This is a genomic window from Komagataeibacter sp. FNDCF1 (genome assembly GCF_021295335.1).
GTDB lineage: Bacteria > Pseudomonadota > Alphaproteobacteria > Acetobacterales > Acetobacteraceae > Komagataeibacter.
Genome location: NZ_JAIWOT010000001.1, coordinates 467585 through 484764, shown reverse-complemented (window position 1 = coordinate 484764; position 17180 = coordinate 467585). Strand labels below are relative to the sequence as shown.

Below are 17180 nucleotides of genomic sequence, written 5' to 3'. Positions count from 1 at the left end.
TCGCCACCACCATGAAACCATGCGGACATGAGCAGTATCGTAACGTTTTTTACATCTGGACGGGCCCGTAACCGTTTCGGTTTTATTCAACTTAACATAACAAGAAATAAAACGTTCTCCGCCCGCCGCATTCCATCCCGGCTCAGGCTGCGCATTACGCGCATGATGACGGACGAACCCTGACACCACGGTTGCGGCGGCAGTGATCACATTTCATTTTTTCATTCGCTCGCGGGTCCCGATTACATGGATATATTGCCATGCATAATAGACCGATTCCCTTAATGTTTAGTCTTCTCCTGCGCAGTTTGGGCTTTATGTTTCGTCAACCCCTGTCGCAAAGATATAATATTAAATTCACAAACCGGGATTTTGGAATATATAAAAATAATCCGTGTCGCCTAATTTTTTTCGTGCAATATGAATATGGTATACAATTTAGCCGTAAACAAACTTTACTTTAAAATAAAACATACTATCTGTTGCTTTTGAACCACATTAAATACTGACATGTGGTACGTTTCCTTTTCAGCATTGAATCTTTTCCTTTCGGATACTGTAATGAAACGCAATGGAAAGCACATTGCAGCAGCCGGCGGCCGAACCGCCCCGGCTGTCCGGGGGGAAGAATGAACACGGCATTTACGTCATCCATCCCGCGCGGTGTGAATATCAACAACATGACGACACGGACATGAACGTGCCCGCACGTTCCGTGCCGTCAGGTGCGATCGGGAAGTTCCTTTGATGCCACATACCACAAGGCAGGAAAGACGACGGCTGGCTCGGCGCCCCTTGCTGGCAGGATCCGCATTCGTGTGGCTTCTGTCTGTCGGGCCTGCCGCAATCGCTGCGACACAGGCGGATGACACCACGGCCACGCCAGCGCCGCACCGCCCCCACCGGGCCAATACGGCACCAGCCCGCGCACGGACCGCCACACGCGCGCAGCCCCGCCATGATACAGGCCCCGTGGCGGCATCCGCCACGCCGGAAAACCTGCGTGTAAGCGTGGGCCGCGTACGCACCCATAATGCAGTGCAGGCCGTAACGCGCGAGCAGATGGATCATTTTGTCGAGGGCACGAGCCCGAACCAGATCCTGGCCCTGACCACCCCGGGGGCCAACTTTGCTTCGGATGACGCATTCGGCCTCGATACGGTGGCGAACACGCTCTATGTGCGTGGCTTCAACCAGTCACAGCTGGGTGCGACGCTCGATGGCATCCCCATGGGCGGGCAGGGTTTCCATAACTGGAATGGCCTGAGTGTCGACCAGATGGAAATCCAGGAAAACGTGGCCGGCATGACCGTGTCCCAGGGTGCCGGAGCGCTGGACACGCCATCGGCCCAGACGCTGGGCGGCGCACTGACCTATACCTCATCCGACCCCAGGAACAAGGCGGGCGGGCGCATTGGCCAGACATTCGGCAGCTACAACGCATTCCGTACCTTTGCACGCGTGGACAGTGGCGTACTGAATTCGACCGGCACCAAGTTCTATGCCTCCTTCGCCCGCACCGACCAGAACCTGTGGAAAGGCTATGGCGACCAGCAGGAACTGCAGGCCAACTTCAAGCTGGTCCAGCCGGTGGGCGACCGTGGCAAGATTACCGCGATTTTCGATTATTCGGATTTTGCCCAGTACAACTACATGGGCCTGACCAAGAACATCTGGCGGAAAATGGGGCGTGACGCCACATACCTCAAGCCCAATTACGCCCTGGCCAAGGAATACGCGCAGAACGCCCAGGTCGGTACCGTTCCCGCCAGTCTGCAGGGTATCCTGACACCGGACGAGATTGGCGATTATGCCTATGATGGCACGCAGTCACAGCGTAACTACCTGTCCGCCATCACGGGTGAGTTCGAGCTGTTCCACAACGTGACATCCAAAACGGTCGGCTATGCGCATGTCTCCAACGGTGACTATAACGGCAGCAATCCCTTCCTGAGATCACCCACCAGCGGTGTTGACATGGCGCTTGAAGCCGGTCACCCCGATGTCCGTCGTATCGGCTTTACCCAGAGCTTCAACATCAAGGTGCATGACAACGACATCCAGACCGGCATCTGGTACGAAAACAATTCCTTCAACTATCCCATGCGCATGTATGAAGATGGCGTGGATGCGGCACACCCCTCGCTTGGCGCCTTCAAGTCATCTGAAGCGGCTACATGGTACTCGGATTCATTCAATACCAACACGTTCCAGTTCTACCTGCAGGACACGTATCACATCATTCCGGGCATGACGGTCAGCGCCGGGTTCCGTTCGCTGCTGCAGGATACGCATGGTGGCACGAAGGTCGATAACACCGCGCTGTATTCCAACTGGAACACATATTACAGCCATCCCGCATCGGGCAGCATGACGGCGGCCAATGCCTTCCTGCCCCACTTCAATTTCGATTATCACTTCAAAGACCACCATGAAGTGTATTTCGATATCGCGGAAAACATGCGCGCCTATGATTACGGGCAGCAGAGCAGTTCCGGCACCATCTGGGGCGGGCTTGGCTCCTCTTCCATATCCGCGCAGTCGGTGTTCGATGCCAACAAGAACAGCCTGAAGCCCGAACGGACATGGAACTATGTCGTGGGATACCGCTACAATTCCAACCTGTTCAGCGGCAGCGTCGATTTCTATCACACCGACTACTACAACCGTATTGCAACCGTGACCGAAGGCGCCACCGGCAATACCTTTGGTGCCGTGGCGAATGTCGGGCGTGAAACCATGAACGGCGCCGATGTCATGGGCGTGATCCGCCCCGTGCACGGGCTGGAAATCTCCAACAGCTTCAGCTGGAACAATGCGGTTTACGAAGGCAGCATTGCCAATGCCGGGACCAGCATCAGCCTGAAGGGCAAGCACCAGGTCTACTACCCCAAGTTCATGTACAAGGCGAACCTGACCTATAACTGGCACCGGGCCATGTTCAACTTCAACGTGACCTATACCAGCCGCCGGGCGATGACCTACACCAACGACGAGTACATCCCCGCGTACTGGACCTCCAACCTCAACGGCAGCTACAACTTCGGCAAGGTCGGATTTGCCCAGAACATCAAGGCCACGTTCGGCATCACCAACCTGTTCAACAAGAACTACATCGGCGGTATCTATGGCGCCGCAAGTGTCAGCGGCGATGACAACGCAAACCTGTACGTAGCCGCACCGCGTGAATTCTTCGGTTCGGTTTCCGCACAGTTCTGAACCGCAGGCGTGACCCGCCAGCGGGTAGCACCCCAGCCAGAAGCCAAAGGGGGCGACGCGTTTACACGACGCGTCGCCCCCTGTGTTTTTCATGCCTGGAACGCGCTGCCCGCAGCCCGGCCGCCCTAACCGTTCATCAGGGCCAGCTCTTCGGCCACCGATACGAATTCGTTGCCCGTATCGACCCGATCGCCACCGAAGCGCCGGTCGAACAGGTTGCGTACGGCGGGCACAAAAGATGTGCCGCCCGTCAGGAACACGCGGTCAATCGCGCTGGCAGGCAGGCTGGCACGTTCCAGTGCCATCCCTACTGCATCATCAAAGCGTTGCAGGTCGGGGGCGATCCAGCTTTCGAATTCCGCGCGGGTAATCTCGCGGTGAATATGCACGTCACGGTGCACGTAATTCAGCACGGTGCGCCCGGCGGTGGACAGTTCGCGCTTTGCCGCCCCCACGGCACGGTAAAGCGCCTGCCCCTGCTGTTCATCGATGATGTTCATGAACGCATGCAGCTTTTCCGGTTCGGAAGCGGTACGGGCTACATCTGCCATGTCGCGCAGTGTCTGTGGTGTGCGCATGAGCGCCAGCCGATGCCAGCGGCCAAGGCTTGCATACCATTCGGCCGGGACCGGCAGCGGCTGCCCCCCCATGACCCGGTACGTGCTGTTACGCCCTAGTGCCGGCGCGATGACCCGGTCGATGATGCGGTAGTCGAACTGGTCCCCCGCAATACCCACGCCGGCATGGCCCAGCGGTTCGGCCCTGCGCGGTGCGGCGGGATCAAAGCGCAGGATGGAAAAGTCGCTCGTGCCGCCGCCAAAGTCACCCACAAGCACCGTGGCGGGCGCATCCAGCCGCTGGGCAAAGTGCCAGCCCGCGGCCTCGGGTTCCAGTGCGACATTGATCTCGCCAAACCCCGCCGCCAGAAATCCGTCGCGCAGGCGCTGCTCCCCAAAGGCATCATCGGCCCCTTCCCCCGCGAAATGCACGGGGCGGCCCACTGTTGCCGTAACGGTGGCCGGATCGATTTGGAGCGTACGCATGAGACAGGACAGGAAGCGGGCGACCAGCATTTCCAGCGTCATGACCTGACCCAGCAGCCGTGTCTGGCGAAAGGATGCCTGCGCCAGATACGACTTCATGGACATGATCAGCCGACTTTCCGCCGGATCTTCCAGATAGGCGTCAATCGCCGCCGCTCCGATCGCCTCATGCATGACCGGGCGGCCGACCCGCTCTTCCTCCTGCCACAGGCACAGAAGGGTACGGCAGGTTTCCGACACGGCATGATGGGGAAAGGAAAAATGCACGGGATGCGGCCTGCCCTGCGCATCCAGCAGGACCACAACGGTGTTGGTCGTGCCAAAATCCATGCCGAGCCGCACGGTACGGGGGGATGGGACAGAAGACATTGCGCTTCAATAATCCTGCATCCGCGCCCTGTCCATCTGCGGGCCGATATTTTTGAACTGACCCACGGTGAGAGGGAAATCCGGCGCGTGACAGCCGTCCCGTCCTGTCACAAAGTAGCCAGAACAGATGAAGCGCAGAAGCCCGGCCCGCCATTACCATACCGCACGAAACCATAAACCGGCCAGGAGCCGCCCACCGCACGGGCCTGTGGAAAGATGGCATCAAAAAACATTTTTTTATGATTATTTTAATATACTACATTTTTTCATGATGATTTTATGGCACCACATGGGTAATCTGGCACACGGCCTGATCCGCCCGGACCGGATGGATCAGTGCCCGCTACAGGAAATGTTTCTGCCCTCCAGCCGCAAATCAGAACCATGCGGGAGAGATATCCATGAATTCACTTCACAAGACGGGTTTGATGGCGGCCCTGTGCCTTGCGCTGGGGTACGCCGCGCCCGTGGCACAGGCTGCCCCAGCCCCCGCTTTTGGTCCGGGTCCCATTGTGCCGGTTTCCCATCCCTATGGTCCGGCAACGGGGGCGCGGCAATCGGTTGATGCCGCATTCCGGCAGGCACGCCAGACCGGGCGCAACGTGCTGCTGGATTTTGGCGCCAACTGGTGCCCCGACTGCCGTATCCTGGCGGGCGTACTGGCGCAGCCTGCCGTGGCCGCATGGGTACAGCAGCATTTTGTTGTCGTCACCATCAATGTTGATCGCGCAGCAGCGGCAGAAATACCGACGGCTGAAGGTGAACGCTTCAACAGCAACGCGGATATTGCCAGGACATATGGCGTAACCGTCAGCGCCATCCCGGCCGTACTAGTACTGACGCCCACCGGACAGCTTGTGAACAGGGACAAGGCGCTTGTACTGGGCAATGCCCGCACCCTGTCCGGGCAGGCCGTGGTCGACCAGTTAAATGAATGGGCGCAGCATTCGTAGTCCTGCCGGTAGGGACACGACAGATGTTACATACCGCATCTTCACAGCCTCGATGACCTGCCTGTCAGCAGCCAGAGTACGAGCGGCGGTCCGAACACATAGAGTACCGCCCCGCCCAGCAGCCACGGCATGAGGTAGGACAGGTCGGCATGCAGCACGAAACGGCAGAACAGATTTGCCAGCCCGAGCATGGCGACAACGCACAGGAACACGCCAGCATTCATCAGCAGCGTGCGGCCTTCGTTGATCTGCCGGATTATCTGTAGCATTACGCCGCCTTCTCCCAGAACCATCGGTTTTTCACACTATCGGCCTGACCCGATGAAATCCAGACCCTGTGGCATAACCGTCATGCCGCGGTCCGCAAAGCCATGCATGATCCGCGCCCGGAACCCGCGGAACTGCCTGGCAGTCATCCCGGTTCAACGGCTCTTCCCGCATCAGCCATGGCGCCTGCCGTCCTGCTGCGCATGATACCCGTCCGTCAGGGTATGCAGGAAGACGACAATGGCATCGATCTCATCGTTCGACAGGGCGGGCCGGTTTCCTGGCCGGGGGCCAAAAGGCGGATCTATGTTGATGTTAGCGTGGTAGCGGGCGGGCAGGTCATCATAAATGCGTACCGCGCCATCCGTCCCGGTGGGATACCACATCTGCGGCCGGATATCACGCAACGCATAGAATGCCACGGCCTGGCGCAGGGAGTGGATCACCCCGTTATGAAAGAACACCCGCCGCGTCGCCACATTACGGAGTGAAGGGGTACGGAACAGCCCGCAATATTCCCCATGCCCGGTCAGGTCCGTGCGGTCGGGACCGCACAGGCCCATGTCAAAATAGGCGGGATCACGGTTCAGGATGATCTGCTGATTGCGGGGCACCCCGAGTGCGATCAGGCCATAATCGGTAAATTGCGGGGGCGTGCCGTCATGGCCCGGCCTGCTGATATGGCAGGACGCGCAATTGCCTTTGTCTGCCTGCTCAAACAGGCGCAGGCCACGTGCCTCACGCGGGGTGAGCTGCGCCCTGCCCGCCAGCACCGCATCGTATTTGCTGCTATAGGGGTAAAAGAGCCGTTCCTCCTGCTGGTAGGTCGCAAGAGCTTCGGCAATCAGGGCAAAGCGCGCATCCACATCGGGTGATGCGTATGCAAGTGCATCAAGCCGGGGACCATATCCTGCCGCCAGCGCATGACGGACAACGTCCGCGGGGCTGGTGTTCGCCATCTCGTAGGGGGACAGCAGGGGAATGCGTGCCTGGGCCTGGGCGGTGTCGGCCCGTCCGTCCCATGTCAGGCCACCAGTGGGGCCGTTATCGATGCTTTCATCGGCTTCCTCGTCGGAATCATGGAAATGTTCGGTAAACTGGGGCGCATCCTGCAGGTATTTCAGCGATGGTACCGCCCGATGACCGCCCGGCTGCACGGACAGCCCGTTGGCCTGGGCAAAGCCGTGGCCATCCGCATGGCACGACGCACAGGCCATCCGCCCCGATGCCGAAAGACGCGGGTCATGAAAAAGGTCCCGTCCCAGCGTGTCCAGCGCCGCCGCCCGCGCCCGTGCCTGTTGCCGTGACAGCACAATCCCCTCACCCGCATGTCCCTGCATCGGTACAAGCAGCATGAGCCCGGCCACCACCGCCAGCAGGCAGGCAGGCAGGCTCACGATGATTCGACATGACAGGAGAGACACCCGCACCACGCTCCACGACCTGGGTATTCCACCATACCGCATGGCAGGTCACGTTACGATACCCCCACAGCCGGGTCAAAAAACCATTCCATCGTAACAGGAGGCCGTTCATTCGGGCCGATATGCCCCGTCGGCACTGACCTCATGGTGCGGGGATAATCGTGCTGGCCGACGCAATGCGGGAGATGCGGGCGCCTGCAGGAATGCCAGGCCCTTGCTGCAGCGTCATATGGATCCATCATCTGAAAAATGCATGGCGGCATGGTGTCATTCACGCGCCTGCCGTGTCTGCATTTTGTATTTTACATATTTTATGATTAAATAATCCGGAATTATATCAACGACAAAGCCAGACCCATATCGTAATCCACATAAATTGCGAACATTACGCAAAATAAAATACTTTTGTTTTTGTGCAATTTTGATATAGCTCGATCCGGATCGAACATCCACCGGCAGCGGCCTGATGGCCGGGTCCGTCCATCTGTTTTCCGAACCATGAGATCCCACTCCCATGTCCCTGCCAGAATCGATCAACCTGCTTTATGTCCTGTCCGGCCTTGGTGTCGGTTTCCTTGTCGGCATGACCGGCGTGGGCGGGGGCTCGCTCATGACCCCGCTGCTGATCCTGCTGTTCCGGATCCACCCGCAGGCTGCGGTCGGAACGGACCTGCTTTACGCGGCGCTGACCAAGACCGTGGGCACGCTGGTCCATGGCCGCAGCCAGTCGGTGGAATGGCGTGTGGTGGGGCGGCTTGCCCTGGGCAGCATACCCGCTACCGTAATGACAATCGCAATCCTGCACCGGGCCGGCAGCCCGTCCGTGCAGGTGACGCATGTCATATCGGTGGCCCTTGGCATTGCCCTGCTCATCACGGCGCCAAGCGTGCTGTTCCGCCATCGTCTGCAGGCACTCTCCCGGCAGAAGGCGGGTCGCCTTTCCGCCACCACGACCGGGCATCTGACCACGCTGCTGGGGGCCGTTCTGGGGGTCATGGTTACGCTGTCATCCGTGGGCGCCGGGGCAATCGGCATGGCCGCGCTGGTCTTTCTGTATCCCGGTCTTGAAATCCGCCGGCTGGTCGGGTCCGACATCGCCCATGCCGTGCCATTGACCGCCATTGCGGGCATGGGTCACTGGTGGATTGGCGATATCGACATGAACCTGCTGGTCTCGCTGCTGTGCGGCTCCATTCCCGGTATCATACTGGGCAGCCTATGCGTGGGGATCGTGCCGGACCGGGTGCAGCGCGTCGTACTGGCCGCCATCCTCGTAACCGTGGGCCTGAAGGTGATCTGAATACGATCACGCGCCTTCATAGCGGGTATTTATGCTTTACATGCGGTGCCCGACAGTTCTGTATCAGGCCCGCAAACAAGCGGAGATGCCTGAATGTCATATCGAAAACTGGTCACCATCCTGTGCCTGACTGGCTGCAATGTAGCCCATGCGGCGCCAGGGGATAGCCCGCAGGCCGGTTCGATCGACATGCGGCAGGTATTCGATACGGTGCAGCTGCCCGACGCACCCAGCCGCTATGTTTCCGGCTCTGGCATGCCCGGGCCGGATTACTGGCAGAACCGGGCGGACTACACGATCCATGCCCGCATCGACCCCGGCACCCATGTACTGGCTGGTGACGAAACGGTTACCTATGCCAATAACAGCCCCGACAGCCTGGATGAACTCTGGCTCCAGCTCGACCAGAACATCTACCGCCCCCGGTCCCGCGCCAGCTTTGCCAACCCCGAACGCCATGCCCATACCACCGATGGCGCGGTGATCGAGCAGGTCACCCTGATCCGCAACGGGCATGAAACCGTCCTGCAGCCCCGCATCGTCGATACCCGCATGCAGCTTGCCCTGCCCGGTAACCCCCTGCCCCATGGGCAGAAGGTTCAGTTGCACATCCGCTGGCACCACACCATTCCCGGCCCGTGGGGCGGCCGCACTGCTGTCAGCCCGACCCGGGACGGGGACATTTATGAAGTCGCGCAGTGGTACCCGCGCATGAGCGTATATGACGTTCGCAGGGGGTGGGATACGCTGCCCTATCTGGGACAGGAGTTCTATCTGGATTATGGGGATTTTGACTACACGGTTACCGTTCCATGGAACTTCACAGTAGCCGGTTCGGGCGCGCTGCTCAATCCCGCTGAAGTCCTGACCCCGACCGAGCGGGCCCGCCTGGCGCAGGCGGCGCATAGCGACACGACAGTACTGATCCGCACCGCGCAGGATGTGACGGACCCCACCAGCCACATCGCGCGAAGTGGGGAAAAGACGTGGCATTTCCGTATGGAAAACACGCGGGATGTGTCCTTTGCCGCCTCGCCCGCCTTCATGTGGGATGCGGCGCGCATGGACCTGCCCGCGCTCAGCCCCGCACCCGGCATGCCGCCCGCGCCGCGTCTGGCCATGTCTGTCTACCCGCGTGAGGGGGTGGGTCCGCAGGCATGGAACCGGTCGACCGAATACGTGAAGCATGCAATCGAATATTTCTCCCGCCAGTGGTATGGCTATCCATGGCCGGATGCGATCAATGTGGGTGGCCACGGCGCGGGCATGGAATATCCGGGCATTGTCTTTGATGGCTGGCAGGACCGTGACGCCATGCTGTTCTGGATTACCACCCATGAACTGGGGCATGACTGGTTTCCCATGATCGTGGGCAGCAACGAGCGACGCAATGCGTTCATGGATGAAGGTTTCAATACCTTCATTGATGCCTATGCTTCCCAGCATTTCAATAACGGTGAATATGCCCCGAAGAAGGATCCCGAATTCGCGCCACAGACCGGCAGGCCCGCGGACGACATCATACCGGTCCTGACCGACCCACAGGCCCCGACACTGATGACACCATCGGAACTGGTGTCGGAAAAATACCGCCATTCCGTTTCCTATTTCAAAAGTGCTTACGGGCTCATGTTATTGCGCGAGCAGATACTTGGTCCCGACCGGTTCGATGCGGCATTCCGGCGCTATATACAGGTCTGGGCCTTTCGCCATCCCGCCCCGTCGGATTTCTTCCGCTTCATGGACAGCGAAGCGGGCGAGGACCTGGGCTGGTTCTGGCGCGGCTGGTATTTCGAGAACTGGTGGCCTGATTATGCCCTGACCGACCTGTCCTATACCCGTAACGACCCCCGTCAGGGCACGCAGGTCGGCGTGCGGAGCAAGGGGCGGCTCATGCTGCCGGTCCTGCTGCGTCTCGACTATGTGGATGGCACGCATGCAGAGCAGGTCATCCCCACGGAAAGCTGGCACCTTACGGACCATATTACTATAGATTTTCCCGGGGGGGCCGCAGTGCGCAAGGCCACGCTGGACCCGGATCATGCCCTGCCCGAACCCGACCGGACCGATAACAGCAGGACCATGCCCTGATACCGCAGGAACAGGACACGGACATCAGATAACCGTGCGATCAATGGTGCAGGCCAGCCGTCCGGCATGACGGGGCTGGCTGCCATCATCGCACGACACATGTCGTATCACGATCCGTGGGCGGCGCATATCTGGCACGGCAGGACCTGTTACATGGCGTGACCGGCTTCTGCTTACATTATCTAACAGACAGGCGTCGCCCGCTTTTACATCATCCGTAAATGCCCGCACGGGAAGCAAGGCTGCATTCCTTGTCCCGCATCATTCCTGAAACGATACGGTCATAAACGCATTTCCTGCATAAGAAGTATGACAGGCAATACATGCCGAACCGGCACGAAGTGGCGATATGACCCGCAGGTCCGGTCATGCACGGCAAGGCATAACAGTCATCAATTACTTTCACCTTTCCGCCGCATGAAGAACCGTGACCATGTCGGGACTGGTGTATCCGTTACAGAATAAAAAAACCCCGATCTGTTGCCAGATCGGGGTTTTGGGTCGTCGGGACGATTGATTACACGTCCAGTTCGGGGCTGTTCTTCTTGCGGCGTGCACGGGTCTTGCGTGCGGGCTTTTCGGTTGCTGCAGGCGGCTCTTCCACCACTTCGGGTTCCGGGGCGGTAACGACCTTGCGGCCCAGGCCAATCTTCTGCGCCAGCGAGGAACGATGCGCGGCATAGTTCGGCGCCGTCATGGGATAGTTGGCGGGCAGGCCCCATTTTTCACGATACTGCTCCGGCGTCATGCCATAGGCGGTCTGAAGATGACGCTTGAGCATCTTCAGTTTCTTGCCGTCTTCAAGGCAGATCACGTAATCGGGGAATACGGATTTCTTGATCGGCACGGCGGGTTGGAGCGGCGCGGGCTCAACCACTTTTTCAGCACCAAGTCCCTTGAGCGAAGCATAGACTGTCTCGACAAGAAGCGGGATCTGGTCGATTGCAACGGTATTATGATTGGCATGCGCGGCGACGATCTCCGTCGTCATGGAGACCAGTTCGGTATGCGGAATATCTTTATTATCCAATTTCGGTTCTTTCCTCAGTCGATTGCCATTATGGGACGCATCTTCCCTATGAGTAATAATCATACGTCTATTATGCAACCACAATAAAGCATTTTGCCCGTATTTTTATGCCACCCCGATTACAGGAACCTGCGCATCTTTCTCTAACATAGGTTGCACAGAACCGTGCTTGAGTTGCATGACCTGCCAGTTCACGCGCCAGTATCCTGCTCTGGTTAACGCACTTTCTTCTTATATGCAATTTTTCGTTTACAATCACTGAACAATGACGGGGATGGCTTTTGATTTTACTGAATATTATTAATGAATCTTCATTAATCCAGAAATGACCCAGGTAAAATATGGCATCTGCCCGAAGGCATCTCCAGCATCCGGACCATGGACGGGGAAACGAAAAAACGCCTGCATCAAATATAAAATATACGGTTTATTTAAGCGCAGGTTCCCCATATCAAAACTATTCCACACAGGGCAGATAAACCCGCTTCCCGTACCGATCTTTTATCAGGACGGGCGCCGACATTCTCTGCGGCTTCCCACGGAATAACAATCCTGTGACACGCAGGCCGCCATTATTTGGGGGTATCCAGCCTGTTCAATACATTCGTCCATATTTTTATGTATATAGACCCATCCCCGATGGCGTCATGATGGCGCTGCATATCCATGCCGGAAGAGGTATAACCAATACGTCCTTCACATACCTGCCCCCATGTTACATCAGGCCACACGCGCGAATACAGCAAAGGAATGGCATGTACCAATACTGGCATGGACCAGCCCAGGCCGCCGGGTGTCCATCTGCGCCAGCAACGCGTGCGGACGCCATGTTGGCATGACCGCGTCCTGTCATAACTGCAGGATGATAATACTACCGTCCCTGCCCGACGGAAAACGGGGCAGGCCCCAATCCGCCTGCCCTGTCCACACATGAACGCGCGCCCGGCATGGAACGATGTGCCGGATGACCGCATGGTAGCTTGAGGGACACGGGTACCCCTTCCGCACGGGTATGCACGGATCTCAGTTCAGGCCATCCACCATGACATATGGCAGCCCATGACTGCATGCTTCCACCCGGGCGGAAATATCATAGGTCTGGCGCAACGTGTCAGGCGTAATGACATCGCGTGGCGCACCGGCGGCAATAATCCGGCCGTCGCGCAGGATAACGTCATAATCCGTCAGTCGCACGGCGATGTTCAGGTCATGCAGTACCATGACCGTCACGATATTGCGCCGCGCGGTCTCATGCCGCAGGATGTCCATCACCGCGAACTGGTGATGCAGGTCCAGTGCGCTGAGCGGTTCATCAAGCAGCAATACATCAGGGTGACGGCCCAGCGCCTGCGCCAGCCCCATTAGCTGTCGCTGCCCGCCAGACAGTTCATCCATATACCGCATGGCCAGATCGGCAATGCCGAATATGTCCAGCATATGGAGTGCGGCATCAATTTCGTCCCCTGCGGTTATCTCCGGCATCGTGCCGGTGGCATGCTGCGCGGCCAGCAGGGATTCCAGCACCTGCAGGTGCACCATGGCGGGCAGCGCCTGCGGCAGGTAGATGCAGCGTTGCGTGCGCTGTGCATGCGGCAGGCGCGACAGTTCATCGCTCCCCAGCATCACGCGCCCCGTGGCTGCCCCAAGACCCGCCATGGCACGCAGCAGCGTGGACTTGCCGCTGCCATTCGGCCCCAGCAGCGCGGAGACCCGCCCCGCGGGAAACGGACCGACATCCAGATTGTCCAGGACAGTACGCCTGCCGTAGCGCACGCTTACATGTTCGGCATGCATGTTCGGCATGCAGGCCGGTCATCAGGATAGGCCCTGCCTGCGCAATACAATGGCCAGAAAGAACGGAATACCCACCAGCGCGGTCACGATTCCAGTCGGAATGATCACGCCGGGCAGCAGGTTCCGTGCCGCGATCGAGGAAAATGACATGACCAGCGCCCCCACCAGCATGCTGCCGGGAAGGTAGAAACGATGGTCCTCCCCCAGCAGGCGCCGGGCAATATGGGGCGCCACCAGCCCCACAAAGCCAATGGTGCCGACAAAGGAGACGGCAAGGACCGAGAGGATGCTCACCCGCAGCAGCGCGCCCCGCCGCACGCGGGGTACATCCACGCCCAGGCTCGCGGCCCGTTCTTCCCCCATGCGCAAGACCGTCAGCTTCCATGCGGCACGCAACGAAAGCGGCGCAACCACCACGCACGCCGCCGCCAGCAGGCCCAGCTTCGGCCAGGTCGCCCGGGTCAGGCTGCCCATGGTCCAGAATACAAGATCCTGCAGCGCGTCCTCATTCGCCACGAACTGCAGCAGGGACACCAGCGCATGGAACGCGAAGACCAGCGCAATGCCGAACAGCACGACGGTGCCCGTCCCCGCATTGCGCCTGCGTGATACCATGTCGAGCAGCAGGACCGAACCGATGGCAAATACAAATGCATCTGCCGAGACCACCCATGCATCCGGCACGCCCGGCAGCCGCCATTGCAGGATGATGGCCAGAGAGGCGCCAAAGGCCGCCGCCGCCGACACCCCGAGCGTGAACGGACTGGCAAGCGGGTTGGCCAGCACGGTCTGCATTTCCGCACCCGCCAGCCCCAGTGCAGCGCCCACGCACACCGCCATGAGCGAACAGGGCAGCCTGATCTGCCAGACAATCACCCTCTGCCCTGCCGGAACATGATGGGGGTGCAGCACTGTCCGCACCAGCGCCCCGGGCGATAGCCCCGATGGCCCCAGTGAGAAATCCAGCATCACCGATGCCGCGATACATCCGGCAATAACCGCAAGAATACCCAGCCTGCGCCGCAGCAGCGCATGGTAGCCACCGCGCACCTGCCGGGCGTAATCGGACAGTCCCGTCATGCTGATACCCGAAGGATTTCCTGCCAGCGCGCTGTCATTACGGCCGCGCACCGATCCAGAACGTCCCTTCCTGCCTGACAGGCAAGAAGCGGGCATGGAGTTCCTCCCGGGTTGCTTCAGGATCCACATCCCCGAACAGGTCGGGGTGGAACCATTTGGCCATCACCTCGACCGCGAGGATATTGTACGGTGAATCATAGAACGAATGCCAGATGCCAAACGCATGGCCATCGGTCACGGCACGCAGCGAGGAGATGCCAGGCCGCTCCATCACGTGCAGCAGCGACGTGCGCGCAAGCGCGGGCGTTACCTCCGCCCCCATGCGTACGCCCGGACCACTGGCCTTCGGCCCCTTGGTGCCATCGGCAACATATACATCCGGGTCGGCGGAAATCACTTTTTCCAGGTCGATATCGCCAATATAGCCCGGCAGCAGCGGGGCTGCGATATTGCGACCGCCAGCGGCCTCGATGAAGGCGCCCATATTGCCCCTGCCCGCCGTATGGCAGCAGCTTTCGCGCATGGCGGCCAGCATTTCGATGAACACCGTGGGGCGCTGCGTTACGGGCAGCGACGCGATCCTGTCGGTTACGCGCTTGAGATGTGACTGGTAGAAAGCAAGATAGTCCGCCGCTTCGGCCTCACGGTGCAGGACGGTACCCAGTATCTGCATGGACTTTACGGTATCGCGCAGCGGGTCCGCACGAAAATCGACAAATACGACCGGCACATGCGCGCTTTCAAGCTGCGAGACCAGTTCGCTCGCGGCCCCCGGCCCGTGGCCCGATACCGTCAGGATCGCAAGATCGGGATGCAGGTCGAGCACACGCTCGGGGCTGACCGTATCCGCCGTGGTCCTGCCGATCAGGGCGACATCGGCCGCCTTCGGAAAGGTTGCCACGTATTGATCATAACTCTGGGTATCGGCGCTGCGGAACTCCCCCTGCCAGCCCACGACCCGGTCGAACAGATGGTCCTTTTCCAGCGGGGCAAGGGCGTAGATGAGCCGCCCTTCCCCCAGTATTATGCGATGGACACCGGCGGGAATCTCCACCGTCCTGCCCGCAAGGTCGGTTACGGTTTCAGCCCGCGCGGCATGGCCGCCGGTCAGTCCCGTCGCTACGACAATGCCGCACAGCAGGGTACGCCAGCCGCCCGGTATCCGTCCCATCATGTCAGGCTCCGTGCTGGAAAATCATTTCTGCGGATAGGCAAAGTTGAACTTCTCGGTAAAGGGCTGCCAGAAGCCCGGCGTGCCGGTTTCCTTGTCCACATGGTGCAGGAAGCCGTTCTGCTCGGGTGAGGAATAGGTCAGCACGACCGTATAGCGGCCGGGGCCATCCATCTGCACGTTATCGGCGTAATGGGGGCCGTCCTTGGCGGTCATGAAGTGCATCCTGCCTTCCGCCTTCCATGATGTGCCATCCTTCGTCAGCGCATAGCCGATATCGAGATAGGGCACCCATGCGCCATCGGGATAACCCCACACATTGTCCGCTGTCGCATGGACATCGGTTTCAAGGTGAATGGTATCGGGCCTTGTATTGTCCATCATGCCCGCAGGCATGGGGGAAACCATGATGCCCGTCAGGTAACTGGATGCAATTTCCATGTCATGGGCCTGAACAGGGCCGCCAATGGGGTATTCGCGCGCCTGCGCCACGGTAGCGCCCGCAGGCAGGGCCGCTGCAAGAAACGCCAGTATGATGTGCTTTTTATTCATGTTGAATGTTTCCATATTTCTATGCGCGAAGGTCAGTGCATATGTTTTATTTATGATTTATAGTAACATCATGACCTGACGACAGGTCCCTTACCGGCTGATTTCGTCAAATCTGATAATGATAATTGTTATCATTGTCAACAGATGGTATGCCCTCTCCGATGTAACGGAGACCGCCCGCCATGATCAGCCACCCTCTTGCCTTTATGCGGCTGCCTTATGAGGTTCTTGTCGCGCTGGACAGCCGGATGCTGCATTTCTGGCTGCAGCCGGTGCATTACCTGATCCGCATTGTGCATATCATGAGCATGGCCCTGTTTTTCGGTATGGACATGCTGTTTGATATTGGCATGCTCAACCGCCGGATGACGGGCAGGCTTGCACCGGCGGCACAGCTCATGGTGCGGCCGCTGCATGTCAGCTTCGCCATCGCCATGGTCACGGGTGTCGTACTGTTCTTCTATGATCCGGTACATATCGGAAGCCGGGCCTATCTTACACCCAAACTGCTGCTGATCATGCTGGCCATGCTCAATGCCTGGTGGTGCCACCGCACGGTCTACCTGCCGGTACTCCGGGGTCACGCCAGCCCTACCCTGCGCGGCCAGATCGGGGCCAGTCTCTCACTATGCCTGTGGACTGGTGTGATGGTGGCCTCCTGTCTCAACAGTGAAGGCGTGCCGAAGGTCTTCCTGCGCTAGGCCCCACCCCGTCGGGAAACGCCATGGATACCGCGATGCCCGTGGTGCCACGCGTCCCGCCTGGCAGCAGCCGGAAGAAAGCGGCGGCCTGCGCGTCTGCTGGCGTCCACTCCGTCATTCATAATGATTTGACAATAATTTTATCCGGATGCTAGGCTCGATTGTTCAACAATTTCGTTGAACAGA

13 protein-coding genes are annotated in these 17180 nt (G+C 59.2%); 5 read left to right on the top strand and 8 right to left on the bottom strand.

What is annotated here, in order from left to right:
• Positions 1 to 747 precede the first annotated feature (747 nt).
• A complete protein-coding gene (locus LDL32_RS02250; protein WP_233064253.1) occupies positions 748 to 3219 on the top strand; it encodes a TonB-dependent receptor domain-containing protein in 2472 nt (823 codons plus the stop codon).
• Between the two features lie 125 nt (positions 3220 to 3344).
• Here LDL32_RS02250 and LDL32_RS02245 read toward each other — a convergent pair whose 3' ends face one another.
• The gene (locus LDL32_RS02245; protein WP_233064251.1) at positions 3345 to 4631 is read right to left on the bottom strand and encodes an Hsp70 family protein; all 1287 of its coding nucleotides are present in this window, start codon (positions 4629 to 4631) and stop codon (positions 3345 to 3347) included.
• 401 nt (positions 4632 to 5032) lie between these two features.
• On the opposite strand from LDL32_RS02245, the gene LDL32_RS02240 reads away from it, so the two are divergent.
• Entirely contained in the window at positions 5033 to 5584 is a 552-nt protein-coding gene (locus LDL32_RS02240; protein WP_233064249.1) for a thioredoxin family protein, read from the top strand.
• A gap of 41 nt (positions 5585 to 5625) precedes the next feature.
• Here LDL32_RS02240 and LDL32_RS02235 read toward each other — a convergent pair whose 3' ends face one another.
• Positions 5626 to 5853 (bottom strand): hypothetical protein, encoded by a 228-nt coding sequence (locus tag LDL32_RS02235; protein ID WP_233064247.1) that lies wholly within the window; start codon positions 5851 to 5853, stop codon positions 5626 to 5628.
• 171 nt (positions 5854 to 6024) lie between these two features.
• Entirely contained in the window at positions 6025 to 7206 is a 1182-nt protein-coding gene (locus LDL32_RS02230; RefSeq protein WP_370636737.1) for a cytochrome-c peroxidase, read from the bottom strand.
• A 583-nt stretch (positions 7207 to 7789) separates the two neighbouring features.
• Between LDL32_RS02230 and LDL32_RS02225 the strand changes: the two genes are divergently transcribed.
• Both LDL32_RS02225 and LDL32_RS02220 read left to right on the top strand, forming a co-directional pair.
• Positions 7790 to 8575, top strand: coding sequence for a sulfite exporter TauE/SafE family protein (locus LDL32_RS02225; RefSeq protein WP_233064243.1), 786 nt, complete (start codon positions 7790 to 7792; stop codon positions 8573 to 8575).
• 93 nt (positions 8576 to 8668) lie between these two features.
• A complete protein-coding gene (locus LDL32_RS02220) occupies positions 8669 to 10666 on the top strand; it encodes a M1 family metallopeptidase (RefSeq protein ID WP_370636624.1) in 1998 nt (665 codons plus the stop codon).
• Between the two features lie 517 nt (positions 10667 to 11183).
• Here LDL32_RS02220 and LDL32_RS02215 read toward each other — a convergent pair.
• The 5 genes from LDL32_RS02215 to LDL32_RS02195 form a co-directional block, all read right to left on the bottom strand.
• Positions 11184 to 11696 carry a MucR family transcriptional regulator gene (locus LDL32_RS02215; protein WP_233064241.1) on the bottom strand — a complete coding sequence of 171 codons (513 nt, stop codon included), beginning with the start codon at positions 11694 to 11696 and terminating at the stop codon, positions 11184 to 11186.
• Positions 11697 to 12719: 1023 nt separating this feature from the next.
• Entirely contained in the window at positions 12720 to 13499 is a 780-nt protein-coding gene (locus LDL32_RS02210; RefSeq protein ID WP_233064239.1) for an ABC transporter ATP-binding protein, read from the bottom strand.
• 12 nt (positions 13500 to 13511) lie between these two features.
• The gene (locus tag LDL32_RS02205) at positions 13512 to 14570 is read right to left on the bottom strand and encodes an iron ABC transporter permease (RefSeq protein ID WP_233068646.1); all 1059 of its coding nucleotides are present in this window, start codon (positions 14568 to 14570) and stop codon (positions 13512 to 13514) included.
• A 37-nt stretch (positions 14571 to 14607) separates the two neighbouring features.
• A complete protein-coding gene (locus LDL32_RS02200; RefSeq protein WP_370636736.1) occupies positions 14608 to 15741 on the bottom strand; it encodes an ABC transporter substrate-binding protein in 1134 nt (377 codons plus the stop codon).
• A gap of 24 nt (positions 15742 to 15765) precedes the next feature.
• Complete coding sequence (locus tag LDL32_RS02195; RefSeq protein ID WP_370636623.1) at positions 15766 to 16293, bottom strand: iron transporter; 528 nt, start codon at positions 16291 to 16293, stop codon at positions 15766 to 15768.
• A gap of 182 nt (positions 16294 to 16475) precedes the next feature.
• On the opposite strand from LDL32_RS02195, the gene LDL32_RS02190 reads away from it, so the two are divergent.
• A complete protein-coding gene (locus tag LDL32_RS02190; RefSeq protein ID WP_233064235.1) occupies positions 16476 to 16994 on the top strand; it encodes a hypothetical protein in 519 nt (172 codons plus the stop codon).
• The last annotated feature ends 186 nt before the right edge of the window (positions 16995 to 17180 follow it).

Coding starts and splice junctions, on each gene's coding strand:
- LDL32_RS02235 (WP_233064247.1), bottom strand. CDS start 5,853: ATGCTACAGATAATCCGGCAGATCAACGAAGGCCGCACGCTGCTGATG.
- LDL32_RS02225 (WP_233064243.1), top strand. CDS start 7,790: ATGTCCCTGCCAGAATCGATCAACCTGCTTTATGTCCTGTCCGGCCTT.
- LDL32_RS02245 (WP_233064251.1), bottom strand. CDS start 4,631: ATGTCTTCTGTCCCATCCCCCCGTACCGTGCGGCTCGGCATGGATTTT.
- LDL32_RS02195 (WP_370636623.1), bottom strand. CDS start 16,293: ATGAATAAAAAGCACATCATACTGGCGTTTCTTGCAGCGGCCCTGCCT.
- LDL32_RS02250 (WP_233064253.1), top strand. CDS start 748: ATGCCACATACCACAAGGCAGGAAAGACGACGGCTGGCTCGGCGCCCC.
- LDL32_RS02190 (WP_233064235.1), top strand. CDS start 16,476: ATGATCAGCCACCCTCTTGCCTTTATGCGGCTGCCTTATGAGGTTCTT.
- LDL32_RS02205 (WP_233068646.1), bottom strand. CDS start 14,570: ATGACGGGACTGTCCGATTACGCCCGGCAGGTGCGCGGTGGCTACCAT.
- LDL32_RS02240 (WP_233064249.1), top strand. CDS start 5,033: ATGAATTCACTTCACAAGACGGGTTTGATGGCGGCCCTGTGCCTTGCG.
- LDL32_RS02200 (WP_370636736.1), bottom strand. CDS start 15,741: ATGGGACGGATACCGGGCGGCTGGCGTACCCTGCTGTGCGGCATTGTC.
- LDL32_RS02230 (WP_370636737.1), bottom strand. CDS start 7,206: ATGCTGCTTGTACCGATGCAGGGACATGCGGGTGAGGGGATTGTGCTG.
- LDL32_RS02220 (WP_370636624.1), top strand. CDS start 8,669: ATGTCATATCGAAAACTGGTCACCATCCTGTGCCTGACTGGCTGCAAT.
- LDL32_RS02210 (WP_233064239.1), bottom strand. CDS start 13,499: ATGCCGAACATGCATGCCGAACATGTAAGCGTGCGCTACGGCAGGCGT.